The organism is Bacillus sp. J41TS8 (assembly GCF_018333035.1).
GTDB classification, from domain to species: Bacteria; Bacillota; Bacilli; order Bacillales; family Bacillaceae; genus Bacillus; species Bacillus paralicheniformis.
The window spans coordinates 493,532-507,036 of record NZ_BORF01000001.1 but is presented as its reverse complement, the minus strand read 5'-3'; the positions used below and the strand labels follow the sequence as shown (position 1 = coordinate 507,036).

Annotated in this window: 15 protein-coding genes; 14 read left to right on the top strand and 1 reads right to left on the bottom strand. The window is 45.7% G+C overall.

Annotated features, from left to right (window positions below; translation table 11 throughout):
• Positions 1 to 12 precede the first annotated feature (12 nt).
• The 3 genes from KI350_RS02695 (at position 13) to KI350_RS02685 (ending at position 2,839) form a co-directional block, all read left to right on the top strand.
• Positions 13 to 441 carry a MarR family winged helix-turn-helix transcriptional regulator gene (locus tag KI350_RS02695; protein ID WP_003184392.1) on the top strand — a complete coding sequence of 143 codons (429 nt, stop codon included), beginning with the start codon at positions 13 to 15 and terminating at the stop codon, positions 439 to 441.
• 137 nt (positions 442 to 578) lie between these two features.
• Entirely contained in the window at positions 579 to 2,201 is a 1,623-nt protein-coding gene (locus KI350_RS02690; RefSeq protein ID WP_009329374.1) for an MFS transporter, read from the top strand.
• Positions 2,202 to 2,203: 2 nt separating this feature from the next.
• A complete protein-coding gene (locus tag KI350_RS02685; RefSeq protein ID WP_003184388.1) occupies positions 2,204 to 2,839 on the top strand; it encodes an HlyD family secretion protein in 636 nt (211 codons plus the stop codon).
• Positions 2,840 to 2,900: 61 nt separating this feature from the next.
• Here KI350_RS02685 and KI350_RS02680 read toward each other — a convergent pair whose 3' ends face one another.
• Positions 2,901 to 3,698, bottom strand: a complete 798-nt coding sequence (locus KI350_RS02680) for an NAD kinase (protein WP_009329373.1) — start codon at positions 3,696 to 3,698, stop codon at positions 2,901 to 2,903.
• 192 nt (positions 3,699 to 3,890) lie between these two features.
• Between KI350_RS02680 and sppA the strand changes: the two genes are divergently transcribed.
• The 11 genes from sppA to KI350_RS02625 all read left to right on the top strand — a co-directional run bounded on the left by sppA (position 3,891) and on the right by KI350_RS02625 (position 13,463).
• Complete coding sequence (sppA, locus tag KI350_RS02675; RefSeq protein WP_003184383.1) at positions 3,891 to 4,898, top strand: signal peptide peptidase SppA; 1,008 nt, start codon at positions 3,891 to 3,893, stop codon at positions 4,896 to 4,898.
• A 15-nt stretch (positions 4,899 to 4,913) separates the two neighbouring features.
• The gene (locus KI350_RS02670; RefSeq protein WP_003184381.1) at positions 4,914 to 5,432 is read left to right on the top strand and encodes an RDD family protein; all 519 of its coding nucleotides are present in this window, start codon (positions 4,914 to 4,916) and stop codon (positions 5,430 to 5,432) included.
• Positions 5,433 to 5,553: 121 nt separating this feature from the next.
• Entirely contained in the window at positions 5,554 to 6,237 is a 684-nt protein-coding gene (locus tag KI350_RS02665; protein ID WP_003184379.1) for a DUF2953 domain-containing protein, read from the top strand.
• A 12-nt stretch (positions 6,238 to 6,249) separates the two neighbouring features.
• On the top strand, positions 6,250 to 6,708 hold the full coding sequence (ytfJ, locus tag KI350_RS02660) for a GerW family sporulation protein (protein ID WP_003184377.1): 459 nt from the start codon (positions 6,250 to 6,252) through the stop codon (positions 6,706 to 6,708).
• Between the two features lie 145 nt (positions 6,709 to 6,853).
• Positions 6,854 to 7,357 (top strand): thiol peroxidase, encoded by a 504-nt coding sequence (tpx, locus tag KI350_RS02655; protein ID WP_011198194.1) that lies wholly within the window; start codon positions 6,854 to 6,856, stop codon positions 7,355 to 7,357.
• An 85-nt stretch (positions 7,358 to 7,442) separates the two neighbouring features.
• Positions 7,443 to 8,429 (top strand): class I SAM-dependent methyltransferase, encoded by a 987-nt coding sequence (locus tag KI350_RS02650; RefSeq protein ID WP_003184373.1) that lies wholly within the window; start codon positions 7,443 to 7,445, stop codon positions 8,427 to 8,429.
• A 229-nt stretch (positions 8,430 to 8,658) separates the two neighbouring features.
• Entirely contained in the window at positions 8,659 to 9,846 is a 1,188-nt protein-coding gene (locus KI350_RS02645) for an acetate kinase (RefSeq protein ID WP_020452578.1), read from the top strand.
• A 98-nt stretch (positions 9,847 to 9,944) separates the two neighbouring features.
• A complete protein-coding gene (locus KI350_RS02640; RefSeq protein WP_023855497.1) occupies positions 9,945 to 10,463 on the top strand; it encodes a MogA/MoaB family molybdenum cofactor biosynthesis protein in 519 nt (172 codons plus the stop codon).
• Between the two features lie 194 nt (positions 10,464 to 10,657).
• Positions 10,658 to 11,869, top strand: coding sequence for an argininosuccinate synthase (locus KI350_RS02635; protein WP_020452576.1), 1,212 nt, complete (start codon positions 10,658 to 10,660; stop codon positions 11,867 to 11,869).
• Positions 11,866 to 13,245, top strand: coding sequence for an argininosuccinate lyase (gene argH, locus KI350_RS02630; RefSeq protein ID WP_020452575.1), 1,380 nt, complete (start codon positions 11,866 to 11,868; stop codon positions 13,243 to 13,245). The genes KI350_RS02635 and argH overlap by 4 nt, the downstream gene beginning before the upstream one ends.
• 74 nt (positions 13,246 to 13,319) lie before the next feature.
• Complete coding sequence (locus tag KI350_RS02625; protein ID WP_020452574.1) at positions 13,320 to 13,463, top strand: hypothetical protein; 144 nt, start codon at positions 13,320 to 13,322, stop codon at positions 13,461 to 13,463.
• The last annotated feature ends 42 nt before the right edge of the window (positions 13,464 to 13,505 follow it).

Here is a 13,505-nt window from a genome sequence, read left to right as displayed (position 1 = left end):
AGGGAATATCCGTTGGGTCATGACTCACTCCGAAACATAGAGAAAGAAATCGCGCTTTTGGTCCGTCTGACGACGGCCTACAGCCCGCGCTTTGGAAGTCTGGACCGCTCGGAATATCTGCTGTTAAGCGAGCTTGATAAGCAAAGTCCTCTCGCCATCAACTCGCTGGCTGAAACCTTAATGCTGAATCTGTCGACAGCAAGCAGACAAGTTTCAGCCTTGGAACGGAAAAAGCTCATCAGACGTTTTCCTGATCCCAACAACGGCCGGATCAGCCTTGTGGAGATGACTTCGGAGGGCATTGATGCTCTGAAAAAAGTGCAAAAGGCCCGCTATCATGTATACACGGAGGTTCTTCAAGACTGGACAACAGAAGAACTGAACACGTTGGAAACCCATTTGATCAGACTGAATCAGGATTTTAAAAAGTGGAGCAAATAAGCGGCTAAAGGCTGGTTGGTCAGACGATCATCAGCCTTTTCTTTTTCTTTCGGTTGATTTATTGCGGGAAGGATGTATAATTTAACTTGCATAATACAACTTGTAATATGAAATATATAACTAAAGGAGGAGCGCTTATGAGTCAATCTGATGTGGCGATCCCGAGCTCTAAAAAAATCGGCATTCCGAAGTATTTGATCATTTCGGTTTTAACGATACTGGCCATTGGGCCGCAATATTTTCTTAATCTTTCCTATACGCTCAGTCAAGTCGTCATTCAAAACGGACTTCATTTGTCACCGGACGATATGCGGATTCCGTCCATTTTGACAAATCTTGCTTTTGCTCTCGGTGTTCCGCTTGGACGTATATTTTCAAGGAGGTTCGGCATTCGGAACAGCTACCTGACACTCATCACCTTATTTTTATGCGGCTCGCTGATCGACGCATTTTCAGCAGGCTTGTTTTCGCTTCTTATCGGAAGGGTGATACAAGGATTATGCTCCGGAATGTTATTTTTGACGATTCTTCCTGTCAAATTGATTTCGTTTCCGAACAAGGTCCGCAATTTGTTTTTGTTTTTCGTCATTAGCGGATTGTTCGGCGCTTCTGCCATCGGAGCGGTTTTTGGTTCCCTGTCACTCAGCGCGGATGCATGGCGCTGGGTGTTTATATTAAATATTTGTTCGCCTGTCCTTTGCCTTGTGATCGGCTTCTTTTCTTTGCCGAAACAAGCAGCGGATGAGCGGGAGCATCATTCGATTGATAAGACGGGCGTTTTTATGCTCTCATTGCTCATGGTTGTTTTGACGGTGCCGCTTATCAATTTGCAGAAGACGGGTGTTCATTCTTTTTATGTGTGGCCGTTCTTTTTGGCCGGATTCATCATTTTGGCGTTGTTTGTCATTACAGACTTGCGCGCCCGGGAACCTCTTGTGCCGTTTCGTTCACTGTGGTCCGCAAAAGCTGTTTCCGGGACAGTCATGGCCGTTGCTTCACACATTGCAATCATTGTTTCCCTTGCCGGGATAAACGGATTTTTGGAAAACATTGCAGAGGCTTCTTTTGAAAGCATGACACGCTTTTATTTGTGTTTTTTCGCAGGGATTTTAGCTACTGCCGTGCTCAGCACGCTTTTGTATGATCATTTTGGCGCCGGATTGCTCGGCTGTATCGGCGCTTTGGAAATGATCATCGTCGGTATGGAATGGAGATCGGTTCAACCCGGTGTTTCGATGGAGTCGTTATATCTTCATGCTGTTTTGCTGGGCAGCGGCGTCAGCATGGTATTGGTATCGGGAGCGCTGGGCACGGCGCTTGCCGGAGATATTCACCAAGCTTCAAAACGCTCGGTTTCGCTTCACTTTATCCGCAATTTCGCCGGTGCCTGGGCTGCACCGGTGATCGGCTGGTTTGCTTCAATGAAGAATGCGGTGCACTACGAGATGATAAGAGGACATATCAGTGAAGCTGATCCTGAAATTCAGCTGGAATTGTCAAAAATGATTCGTGATTTTGTCAGCAGCGGGCTTTCTGTTGGTGATGCGAAGAACATGGCGGCCTATACGATTGTTGCAAATGCCAGAAAAGCTTCAGCCCTTGGCGCATATCACGATTTGTTTACGATACTGCTCTGGCTAAGCATCATCATGCTTGCGGCTTCAATTGGAAAGGCAGCGACCGGAAAAGGAAGATCGCTCGTTCAGAAGCGCCTTCGCCTGCCAGACCCTTCAGCAAGTCAACAAAAGGAGATAGGATAAACATGAGTAAAGGACGTTTGATGATCATCAATATGATTGGTATTATCGCAACTTTAGCGCTTGTCGCTGTATGCGGATATTACTATTATCAAAATAAACATTATGTCACGACGGATGAAGCAAGGGTTTCCGCAAATATGACAAAAATAACGGCGCCTGCTTCCGGAAAATTAAGCGGCTGGGATGCAAAAGAAGGCGACCATATATCAGACGGCGACAACCTCGGAAAAATATCGGACGGGCAGCAGTCGGTAGCTGTCAAAGCCATTTCCGACGGAACACTGGTCAAAAATACAGCCGTCAATCATAAAATCGTAAATGCGGGGGTTGTCATCGGTCAAACTGCCGATATGGATAACATATATATTACGGCTCATATTAAAGAAACGGAATTACGCGATATCGAAAAAGACGACAAAGTGGACATCAAAGTCGACGGGGACCCTGATACAACGTTTGAAGGGAAGGTCGAAGAGATCGGATATGCGACAGATTCGGTATTTTCAATGTTTCCGGAAATGAACCAAAGCGGAGACTATACGAAAGTCACCGAGAAAGTTCAAGTCAAGATTTCGATTCAAAATCCGTCCGCCAAATTGCTTCCCGGCATGAATGCGGAAGTGAAAATTTCGTTATAGGCATTCGCAAAAAAGAGCAAGACGATCGTCTTGCTCTTTTTTAATGAAAAGGTTTTCAAAATTATAGAAATGTGCGCCTTACTTTTTCCCAGAACGAATTATCTTTTAATTTAATGGTTTTGATCATCTTGCCGGAGAGGCTGACTTCGACTTCTTTCACATTCATCGTACTGAAGGCTTCGTTATCAAGGCCGATGATCGGATAGTCGTTCCCGTCCTGGACGATTTTTAATGTCAGCTTTCGATCCGCGCTTAAAATAAACGGCGAGCCGAGGGTTCTGTATGTGTTGTTGTTCAATGAAGCGAGCTCTGTCACCTGTATGCATGGAATCAGCGGATCAACGATTGCCCCATCAACCGATTTGTTATAAGCGGTGCTTCCGGTCGGAGTGGACACGATCATTCCGTCCCCCCGGAATGTTTCAAAATGAAGATCATCTATATAGACGTCCATTACAAATGTTTTAATAATGCTTGAACGGATGGATACTTCATTTAGACATTGAAAGCTGGTCCCGTCAACGGTTACATCGATCAGAGGATATTTTCTGACCTCGATTTGCTCCGAGTTTGTCGCTTCAATCATTTTATCGGTATCATATATATTAAAATCCGCATACAAATGAGCTTTCCCCTTTTTGGCCACGCCTACGTACAGGCAGTCATCCCTGAAGTTCGTCTTTCGAACAGCCTGCAAAAATGTCCCGTCGCCGCCGATGCTTGCGATAATATTGGCTTCATTGTGATGGTGAACGACGCGAAATCCGTGTTCTTCGGCAAGCTGTTTCAGTTTTTTGCACTGCTCGTCGGTTTCTTCGCTTTTTTTGTAAAAGAAATAAATGTTTCGGCGGTCTGTCACAATCATTCTCCCCTTTGTCTGTTAAGTTTAGATTTTTCTGCCATCTAACATATATGTTAAAATGACCTGTGACCCTTAGTTTACCATGTCCAAAAACTTCTTGTATATGAAGCGGCATCATAATGAACTTTTTCTCTTCATATACGTACTAAGACATGCAGCTTTTTTATTCAAAGGAGGAGAACAGACAAAATGAATGCGAAAAGATGGATCGCACTTGTCATCGCGCTGGGCGTTTTTGCGTTATCTGCGGTGATGAGCCTTTTGCTTGCAGTATTTGACACGATGGGGAATGACGGAAAGATGCAGTTTGGCCTCAATGACACCCAGGAAGAAACGGTGCTTGAACAAGGAAACAGCTCAAGAAAAATCGCCGTTCTTGAAGTGAACGGAACGATTTCCGACAATGGCGGCGCTTCAGGCCTGTTCAGCTCTGAAGGCTACAACCACAGATCGTTTTTGCAAATGCTTGAAAAAGCAAAAGACGATTCTGCCGTAAAGGGCATTGTTCTGCGCGTCAATTCTCCGGGTGGCGGAGTATACGAGAGCGCTGAGATACATAAGAAGCTTGAAGAGATCAAAAAAGATACGAAAAAACCGATTTACGTATCAATGGGATCGATGGCTGCGTCCGGCGGCTATTACATTTCAACGCCTGCCGACAAAATCTTTGCAGCGCCTGACACGCTGACGGGTTCACTCGGGGTCATCATGGAAAGCCTTAACTACAGCAAGCTTGCAGAGAAGCTTGGATTAAAAACGGAGACGATTAAAAGCGGTGAGTTTAAAGATATCATGTCACCGACGCGCGATATGACGAAAAAAGAAAGAGAAATCATGCAGTCAATGGTCGATGACGCGTACGAAGGGTTTGTAGATGTTATTGCCGAAGGGCGCGGCATGTCCGAAAATGACGTGAAAAAAATTGCCGACGGACGTGTCTATGACGGCCGCCAGGCGAAACAGAACCATCTCATTGATGAGCTCGGCTATTATGAAGATGCGGTCAAAGCGATGAAAAAGGACCACAAAAACCTTGCCGGCGCATCTGTTGTCAGCTATGAAGAATCAGCCGGCCTTGCCTCGCTGTTTTCAATGACTGCAAATAAGATGTTTAAAAGCGAAGCTGATTTCTTAAACATTAAAGAAGCGATTTCTCAATCCGGTGCACCGAGACTCATGTATTTATATGCCAAATAGGAGGGGACCGAAAAAATGGATGTGACTTATGATGGAAAGGATCATAATGAATTATCGCCGAATGTCGGCGTTTCCAGGGAAGAATCGGCCCCGCATGTAGAGCATGCCTATGCCGGTTTTTGGATCAGGCTGTTTGCTTTTCTGCTTGACGGGGTTGTTATCGGCAGCATCAACAACTTAGCGGTTTCACCCGTTTTCAGCCTGCTGAACCTCCCTAAAGAATCAGGGTTTTTCACCTTTTCGCTTTATTCTTTTGTGACGGCGGCAGTATTTTTTGCTTACTTTGTCCTGATGACGAAGTATTTCGGACAGACGTTGGGCAAGATGGTATTCGGGCTGAAGGTCGTGTCGCTTGTCCCGGAAAAAGGGCTGACATGGGATGTGGTCCTGTTTAGGGAGTTTATCGGCCGCTATATCAACAGTTTATATATTACGTATCTCGTAGCAGCGTTTTCGCCTAAGAAACAAGGGATTCACGATTTCTTTGCGGACACTGCGGTTATCCATGAAAAACTGTATCGAAAAAAAGACTGAGAGTTTTAAACCCGGCTGAAGACTGCCGGGTTTTTTTATTCCTTTGTATCGGCGGAATTCCGGCTATGTTTATTTTTCCAGTTTTCTTCCTATAATGCTTAGTATAAGAGGAAGTGAAATCATGATTTACATATGGATTGCGGGAGTATTCATTCTTTTGGCAGCATTGATGATAATGAAAATCCGCGTAGCGATCGAGTATCTTCATACAGACGATGACGACCGGCTGACCGTCAAAGTTCGGACGGCTTTTGGCATTCTGCGCATTAAAAGGGAGATTCCGGTGATTAAAATCAACCAGGAGGATATGACCGTTGATGTGAAAGAACAGACGAATTCGGCTCTGAAAAAAGATAAAAAGAGGAGAAAAATCGGCTATCGGGAAGTGTTCGATAGTACGAAGCAAATCAAAAAATTGGTGGAACAGATCATCAATATGCAGCCGATCATCCGCCGGTTTATGAAGCGGATTCACGTCACGAAGCTCGAATGGACCTCTGTCCTCGGCTTTCCTGACGCGGCTTTAACCGGGATTGTCACAGGCGGCGCCTGGTCCCTGAAAGCCGGCACGGTGGCTCTCTTGCATCAGCTTTTTTGCTTTGACAGCCAGCCGGAATACGAGGTGATTCCAGCCTTTAACAGCCGTTCCTCCAAAACGCATCTGACATGTATATTCCATTTTCGGGTTGGACATGCTATAACCGCAGCTTTCAGAATCGTGGTGAACTGGAAAGGGAAAATGCGCGGCTTATTTAAGCTGCCAAAAAATCTGTCAGGTTCAACAAAGAATGATTCATCAGTATAGGAGGAATAGAATATGGCTGAACATCCAATTCAAGGTTTGATGAAAACCGCAATGGAAAACTTAAAAGAAATGATTGATGTCAATACCATTATCGGAGATCCTGTGGAAACACCTGACGGCAGCGTCATCCTAACCGTCTCCAGAGTGGGATTCGGCTTTGCGGCTGGCGGAAGCGAGTTCGGCGGCAATAAACCGGCCGAATCCAAAGCGAGCGATGGAGACCGCGAACGAAAAGAATCGAAGCTCCCGTTTGGCGGGGGAAGCGGAGGAGGCGTATCGATTACGCCGATTGCTTTTTTGATTGTCGGATCATCAGGCGTTAAAGTACTGCATTTGGATGAAAACACGCACGTCATCGATAAGATTTTAGACTCAGCTCCGCAAACGATCGAACGGATTCAGCATATGTTTAAGAAAAACGATAAGCAGAAGCAAAATATGAACCGTCAAAACCAGACGCCTCCTTTTTAAAAGCCCCGGCTTTCCGGCAACAGAGTCCCAGAAGTTAACTGTTCCTGCAGCAGTTAACTTTTTTTGTCTCTGCCGGACTTAAGCTTTGCAGTTTGTCCTAAACTCTTTTATAGTAGAGTCATACATAAATGAAGGAGGAATGATGATGGCTTCAATTACATTTAAGGGAAACCCGGTGACACTGGTGGGTTCAGAAGTGAAAGTCGGAGACCAGGCGCCTGATTTCACGGTTTTGTCCAATTCGCTTGAGGAAGTCACACTTCAGGACATCAAAGGCAAACCGGCGGTTATTTCGGTGATTCCGTCTATCGATACAGGTGTTTGTGACGCACAGACCCGCCGCTTTAACGAAGAAGCCGCAGGCCTCGGTTCGGTGAAAGTGTATACGATCAGCGCTGACCTGCCGTTTGCACAGGCGCGCTGGTGCGGAGCAAACGGAATTGAAAATGTGGAAACATTGTCAGATCACAGGGAGATGTCTTTTGGGGAAGCATTCGGGGTTTACATTAAAGAATTGAGATTGCTTGCCCGCGCCGTATTTGTTTTAGATGAAAACGGAAAAGTTGTCTACACTGAATACGTCAGCGAAGCGACAAACCATCCGGACTACGACAAAGCCATCGAAGCTGCCAAATCACTCGTTAAGTAAATTCAACTCATAAAAGGGCTCCAGGTGTTCATCTTGCCGGAGCTCTTTTCATGGCTTTGATTTTTTGATAAGGAGAGACATCATCATGCAAAACTATCCAGTCGAAACGATTTATGAATGGCTTGACAAAGGAGCGGAAGTCATCGCACGCGATCGGCAGATCCCTTACATAGAAGGATTGGCGGAAGCCGGAGAGGCATTCTTTACAGGTTCTGCGGACCGCGGGCTTTCCGAAGAAGCCGAACAAAAGGTGAAGGATCTGATCGGCCGTGCGCGCTTTTCAGAGTGCAGTCATGAGTCGATACGGAAAGCCTTCCAGCTTGCCATACTGAAAGGCCAGAAAGATATTCCTCATCCGAACAGGCAGATGACGCCCGATACGATCGGATTATTTATCGGATATCTTGTGAACAAATTTATGGAGCGGAAAAAAGGATTGACGCTGTTTGATCCGGCGGTCGGCACTGGAAACCTGCTGCTTGCCGTTTTGAACCAGCTGGCTGAGGAAGCGGGAAAAGCGTTCGGCTCAGAGATTGATGACGTCCTGATCAAGCTGGCCTATGTCCAGGCAAACCTGCAGGAAAAGGAAATCGAGCTTTTTAACCAGGACAGCCTGCAGCCGATTTTTATGGAACATGCCGATGCGGTCATCTGCGATCTTCCTGTCGGATATTATCCTGATGACGAAAGTGCGCGCGCTTTCGAATTAAAGGCAGATGAAGGCCACTCTTTTTCACACCATTTGTTTATTGAACAAAGCTTGACCTATACGAAACCGGGCGGCTATTTATTTTTTATGATTCCGAACCATTTGTTTGAAAGCGGTCAAAGCGAAAAGCTGCGTACCTTTTTAAAGAACAATGCGCATATTAATGCAGTGCTTCAGCTTCCGCTGTCGATTTTCAAAGATGAAGCACACGCGAAGAGCATTTTGGTTTTACAAAAGCATGGGGAACAGGCGAAAGCGCCTAAACAGGTTCTGCTCGCGCAAGTCCCGTCATTCGCCAATCAGGATGCGATGCTGAACATGACAGCCAAACTCGACAGCTGGTTCCAGGCTGAAAAAAGATAAGCAGATCAGAGAAGATATATTCTCTGATCTATTTTTATATTCAGAAAATAATAATTTCTTAGTGAAAGCGTTAACATGTCGGATCGTGACTTGAAATGCACTCTTTTGAGTGTTTAAATGAGAAAGGCAGATATTTTTTGAATTTACTAAGAACGATTTTATACATATTTTTTATGTTCCGGGTTGAACATAATGTCACCGGACTATAGGTAAAAAGGAGCGTCATTTTATGTCCAAAATTATTGCAATCAATGCTGGAAGCTCATCACTGAAATTTCAACTGTTCGAAATGCCCAGCGAAAAAGTATTGACAAAAGGCCTTGTTGAGCGAATCGGGCTGGATAACGGCATCTTCACGATTTCCGTCAACGACGAAAAAAAGACTGAAACAACAGATATTCCGGATCATTCCGTAGCTGTAAAAATGCTGCTGGATAAACTTACAAAATTCGGCATTATCAAAGATTTAAATGAAATCGACGGAATCGGACACCGCGTCGTACACGGCGGCGAAAAGTTCAGCGACTCCGTTTTATTGACGGATGAAATGATCCATGAGATCGAGGAGATTTCAGAACTCGCACCGCTTCATAACCCGGCTAATATTGTCGGAATTAAAGCGTTTAAAGAAGTACTTCCAAATGTTCCTGCCGTGGCTGTTTTTGATACGGCATTCCACCAAACAATGCCGGAACAATCTTATCTGTACAGTCTGCCATACGAATACTATGAGAAATTCGGCATCCGTAAATACGGTTTCCATGGCACATCTCATAAATATGTGACTGAACGCGCGGCAGAGCTGCTCGGCCGTCCGATTGAAGAACTTCGCCTGATTTCCTGCCACCTTGGAAACGGCGCGAGCATCGCAGCTGTTGAAGGCGGCAAATCAATCGATACATCAATGGGCTTCACACCGCTTGCAGGTGTAGCGATGGGTACGCGTTCAGGAAACATCGATCCTGCGCTTATCCCGTTCATTATGGAAAAAACGGGTCAAACAGCCGACGAAGTCCTGAACACACTCAATAAAAAGAGCGGTCTTTTAGGTATTTCCGGATTCTCAAGCGATTTGCGCGATATTGTCGAAGCAACTAAAGAAGGCAATGAACGTGCGGAAACAGCCCTTGAAGTATTCGCAAGCAGAATTCATAAATACATCGGTTCTTATGCAGCGAGAATGAGCGGAGTAGACGCGATCATTTTCACTGCCGGCATCGGGGAAAACAGCGTTGAAGTCAGAGAGCGCGTTCTTCATGGTTTGGAATTCATGGGTGTCTATTGGGATCCTGCGTTGAATAACGTCCGTGGAAAAGAAGCGTTTATCAGCTATCCGCATTCACCTGTAAAAGTCCTCGTCATCCCGACGAATGAAGAAGTGATGATTGCAAGAGACGTCGTTAGACTGGCTCACTAAAAATAAAAAAACAGCCTTCTCTTTACAAGGAAGGCTGTTTTTTTATGCATCTTCCCCTTTATAATGAAAAAAGACTGTATAAAGGAGGCTATTTAGCCATGAGTGTTGAGGAACATAAAAAAGAAGCGCCGGACCGCGTCAACTGCAAAGTTATTACTGTCAGCGATACAAGAACGGAAGACACAGATAAAAGCGGCCGGCTTATGAAAGAGTTTTTAGCGGAAGACGGTCATGAGATCGTTTCCTATGAGATTGTAAAGGATGAAAAGGAAATGATTCAAAAAGCTGTGCTGGAAGGCTGTCTTGATGACCGTATCGATGCCATCCTATTAAACGGAGGGACGGGCATTGCCTCTAGAGATGTAACAATCGAGTCGATCGTTCCTCTTTTTTCGAAAGAAATTCCGGGATTTGGGGAGATATTCCGCATGCTGAGTTATACAGAGGATATCGGAGCGGCTGCGATCCTTTCAAGAGCTGCAGCGGGTGTTATTCAAAACAAAGCCGTGTTTGCAACACCGGGTTCAAGCGGGGCGGTTAAGCTTGCAATGTCAAAGCTGATTGTGCCTGAGCTTGCCCATGTCATCAGAGAACTGAGAAAAGATATGAAAAAATAAAGCCGGAAAGCCCTCCGGCTGAACGCTGAATATGCACTGAACTTCATTCATAAAAAATGAATGAAGTTTTTTTTATAAAAAGGTTGAAAAAACCAGACTTCCTTGTTAAAGTGTATACATATTAAATGTATTTTTATTAAATAAAACTTATTTTTATACAAAAAAGAGCACCGAGATGAGAGGAGTTTTTCAAAATGACGCAAAAGAAAAAAGTGGTTTTAGCATATTCAGGAGGACTTGATACTTCTGTCGCGATAAAATGGCTGCAGGAACAGGGATATGATGTAGTGGCCTGCTGCCTTGACGTCGGGGAGGGAAAGGATCTCGCATTTGTTCAGCAAAAAGCGCTTCAAGTCGGGGCTTCTAATTCATATGTTATCGATGCAAAAGAAGAATTTGCGAAAGAGTTTGCACTGACCGCCCTCCAGGCCCATACGCTTTATGAAGGAAAGTACCCGCTTGTATCAGCTCTGTCCAGACCGCTGATCGCCAAAAAGCTGGTCGAAGTGGCTGAAAAAGAGAACGCCCAAGCCGTGGCTCACGGCTGCACAGGCAAAGGAAATGACCAAGTGCGCTTCGAGGTGTCCATTAAATCGCTCAATCCGGATTTAGAGGTACTGGCACCTGTGCGCGAATGGAAATGGTCGCGCGACGAAGAGATCGCGTATGCAGAAAAGCACGGCATTCCGATTCCGATCAATCTTGACAGCCCGTATTCAATTGACCAGAACCTGTGGGGCAGAAGCAATGAATGCGGAGTTCTGGAAGATCCATGGGCGGCGCCTCCTGAAGGGGCTTATGATTTGACGAAGCCGCTTGAAAAAACACCGGATACCCCCGATGTGATCGAAATCGCTTTTGAAGAGGGCATTCCGGTTTCCATTGACGGCGCTCATTACTCGCTGTCAGACTTGATTTTAAAGCTGAATGAACTGGCGGGCGCGCATGGAGTGGGGCGCATCGACCATGTTGAAAACCGCCTTGTCGGCATCAAATCACGCGAAGTGTACGAATGCCCGGGCGCGATGACTTTGATTAAGGCGCACAAAGAGCTTGAAGATTTGACATTAGTAAAAGAAGTGGCGCATTTCAAACCTCTGATCGAACAAAAAATGGCTGAAGTGATCTATAACGGCCTGTGGTTTTCTCCGCTTAAAGACGCGCTTTCCGGTTTCTTGAAAGAAACGCAGAAGCATGTCACGGGCGTCGTCCGCGTCAAGCTGTTCAAAGGCCATGCGATCGTTGAAGGGCGTAAATCCGAATACTCCCTGTATGATGAAAAACTGGCGACGTATACAAAAGACGATGCGTTCGATCATCACGCTGCCGTCGGCTTTATCGAGCTGTGGGGACTGCCGACGAAAGTAAACAGCATCGTCCAAAAAAAGGAGCAGATTAAAGCATGAAAAAGCTGTGGGGAGGCCGGTTCCAAAAAACACCGGAAAAATGGGTCGATGAGTTCGGCGCATCGATCCACTTTGACAAAACGCTCGTGAAAGAAGATATCGCAGGGTCTCTCGCTCATGCTTCCATGCTTGAAAAATGCGGCATTTTAACCGAAGCAGAAGCGGTCAAAATAAAAGAAGGCCTGACATCCCTTTTGCACAAAGCGGAAAAAAACGAACTCGATTTTTCAGTCGATTACGAAGACATTCACCTCAACCTTGAAAAAATGCTCATTGACGAAATCGGGCCGCTCGGCGGAAAGCTTCATACGGCCAGAAGCCGAAACGACCAGGTGGCGACGGATATGCACCTGTATTTAAAAGGGCACACAGAGCATATCATTGAGCTGATTACGGCTTTTCAACACGTGCTTATCGAAAAAGCGGAAGAACATGTGGAGACGATACTGCCGGGATACACCCATCTGCAGCGGGCGCAGCCGATCTCGTTCGCGCATCATTTGCTCGCTTACTTCTGGATGCTTGAGCGCGATAAAGAACGCTATCATGATTCATTCAAGCGGATTAACAAGTCCCCCCTTGGATGCGGGGCGCTCGCAGGAACGACATTTCCGATCGACCGTGAATATTCAGCAGGTCTGCTCGGGTTTGACTCGATATATGAAAACAGCTTGGACGGCGTCAGCGACAGGGATTTCATCCTTGAATTTTTAAGCGCGAGCAGCATTTTGATGATGCATCTGTCAAGATTCTCCGAAGAAATCATTCTTTGGTGTTCGCAGGAATTTAAATTCATTGAGCTTGATGACACTTATGCTACGGGGAGCAGCATGATGCCGCAAAAGAAAAACCCGGACATGGCAGAGCTTATCCGCGGGAAAACCGGACGCGTATACGGTGATCTGATCGGCCTCCTGACGATTATGAAAGGGCTCCCGTTAGCGTACAATAAAGATTTGCAGGAAGACAAAGAAGGTATGTTTGATACTGTGAAAACGGTCGAAGGAAGCCTTGAGATTTTTGCCGGCATGACGAAAACGATGACAGTGAACAAAAATATGATGAAAAAAGCAACGGAGCAGGATTTTTCAAATGCCACCGAACTTGCCGACTATCTGGCGAAAAAGGGCATGCCGTTCAGAGAGGCGCACGAAGTCGTCGGGAAGCTTGTCTACACTTGTATCGAAAAAGGCATTTATCTCAGCGGCCTGCCGTTTGAAGAGTTCGAAAAGGCAAGCGAACTGTTTGAAGAAGACGTCTACATCGTGCTCGACCCGCACCATGCCGTCGAAAAAAGGATGAGTGAAGGCGGGACGGGATTCAAAAAGGTGGAAGAAGCCATTCAAAAGGCGAAGCATTGTTTGAACAATTTTTAACACTTCCCGATTCGATTCATAACTGTGCGGCTTCATACGCAAAATAGATTTGTGAATCGAAAAGGGGTGTGGCAATGAAACAAGATCAGTCAAAACACGCATACATGTATGATGCCGACGGCGATAAAGAAACCGTTCAGCAAATCTCTGATGCCTATTTCAGCGGATTTGTCGCGCACGATGACGCACAGCCGTTAGCTGATGCAGATAAACAATAGAAAGCTGGAGCCCGTAACAGCGGGCTTCAGCTTTCTTCTGTC

Bases quoted from the DNA above. Each gene is read 5' to 3' on its own strand.
- KI350_RS02685 (WP_003184388.1), top strand. From the start codon at position 2,204: ATGAGTAAAGGACGTTTGATGATCATCAATATGATTGGTATTATCGCA.
- KI350_RS02625 (WP_020452574.1), top strand. From the start codon at position 13,320: ATGAAACAAGATCAGTCAAAACACGCATACATGTATGATGCCGACGGC.
- KI350_RS02665 (WP_003184379.1), top strand. From the start codon at position 5,554: ATGATTTACATATGGATTGCGGGAGTATTCATTCTTTTGGCAGCATTG.
- KI350_RS02650 (WP_003184373.1), top strand. From the start codon at position 7,443: ATGCAAAACTATCCAGTCGAAACGATTTATGAATGGCTTGACAAAGGA.
- argH (WP_020452575.1), top strand. From the start codon at position 11,866: ATGAAAAAGCTGTGGGGAGGCCGGTTCCAAAAAACACCGGAAAAATGG.
- KI350_RS02670 (WP_003184381.1), top strand. From the start codon at position 4,914: ATGGATGTGACTTATGATGGAAAGGATCATAATGAATTATCGCCGAAT.
- sppA (WP_003184383.1), top strand. From the start codon at position 3,891: ATGAATGCGAAAAGATGGATCGCACTTGTCATCGCGCTGGGCGTTTTT.
- KI350_RS02640 (WP_023855497.1), top strand. From the start codon at position 9,945: ATGAGTGTTGAGGAACATAAAAAAGAAGCGCCGGACCGCGTCAACTGC.
- ytfJ (WP_003184377.1), top strand. From the start codon at position 6,250: ATGGCTGAACATCCAATTCAAGGTTTGATGAAAACCGCAATGGAAAAC.
- KI350_RS02690 (WP_009329374.1), top strand. From the start codon at position 579: ATGAGTCAATCTGATGTGGCGATCCCGAGCTCTAAAAAAATCGGCATT.
- tpx (WP_011198194.1), top strand. From the start codon at position 6,854: ATGGCTTCAATTACATTTAAGGGAAACCCGGTGACACTGGTGGGTTCA.
- KI350_RS02635 (WP_020452576.1), top strand. From the start codon at position 10,658: ATGACGCAAAAGAAAAAAGTGGTTTTAGCATATTCAGGAGGACTTGAT.
- KI350_RS02645 (WP_020452578.1), top strand. From the start codon at position 8,659: ATGTCCAAAATTATTGCAATCAATGCTGGAAGCTCATCACTGAAATTT.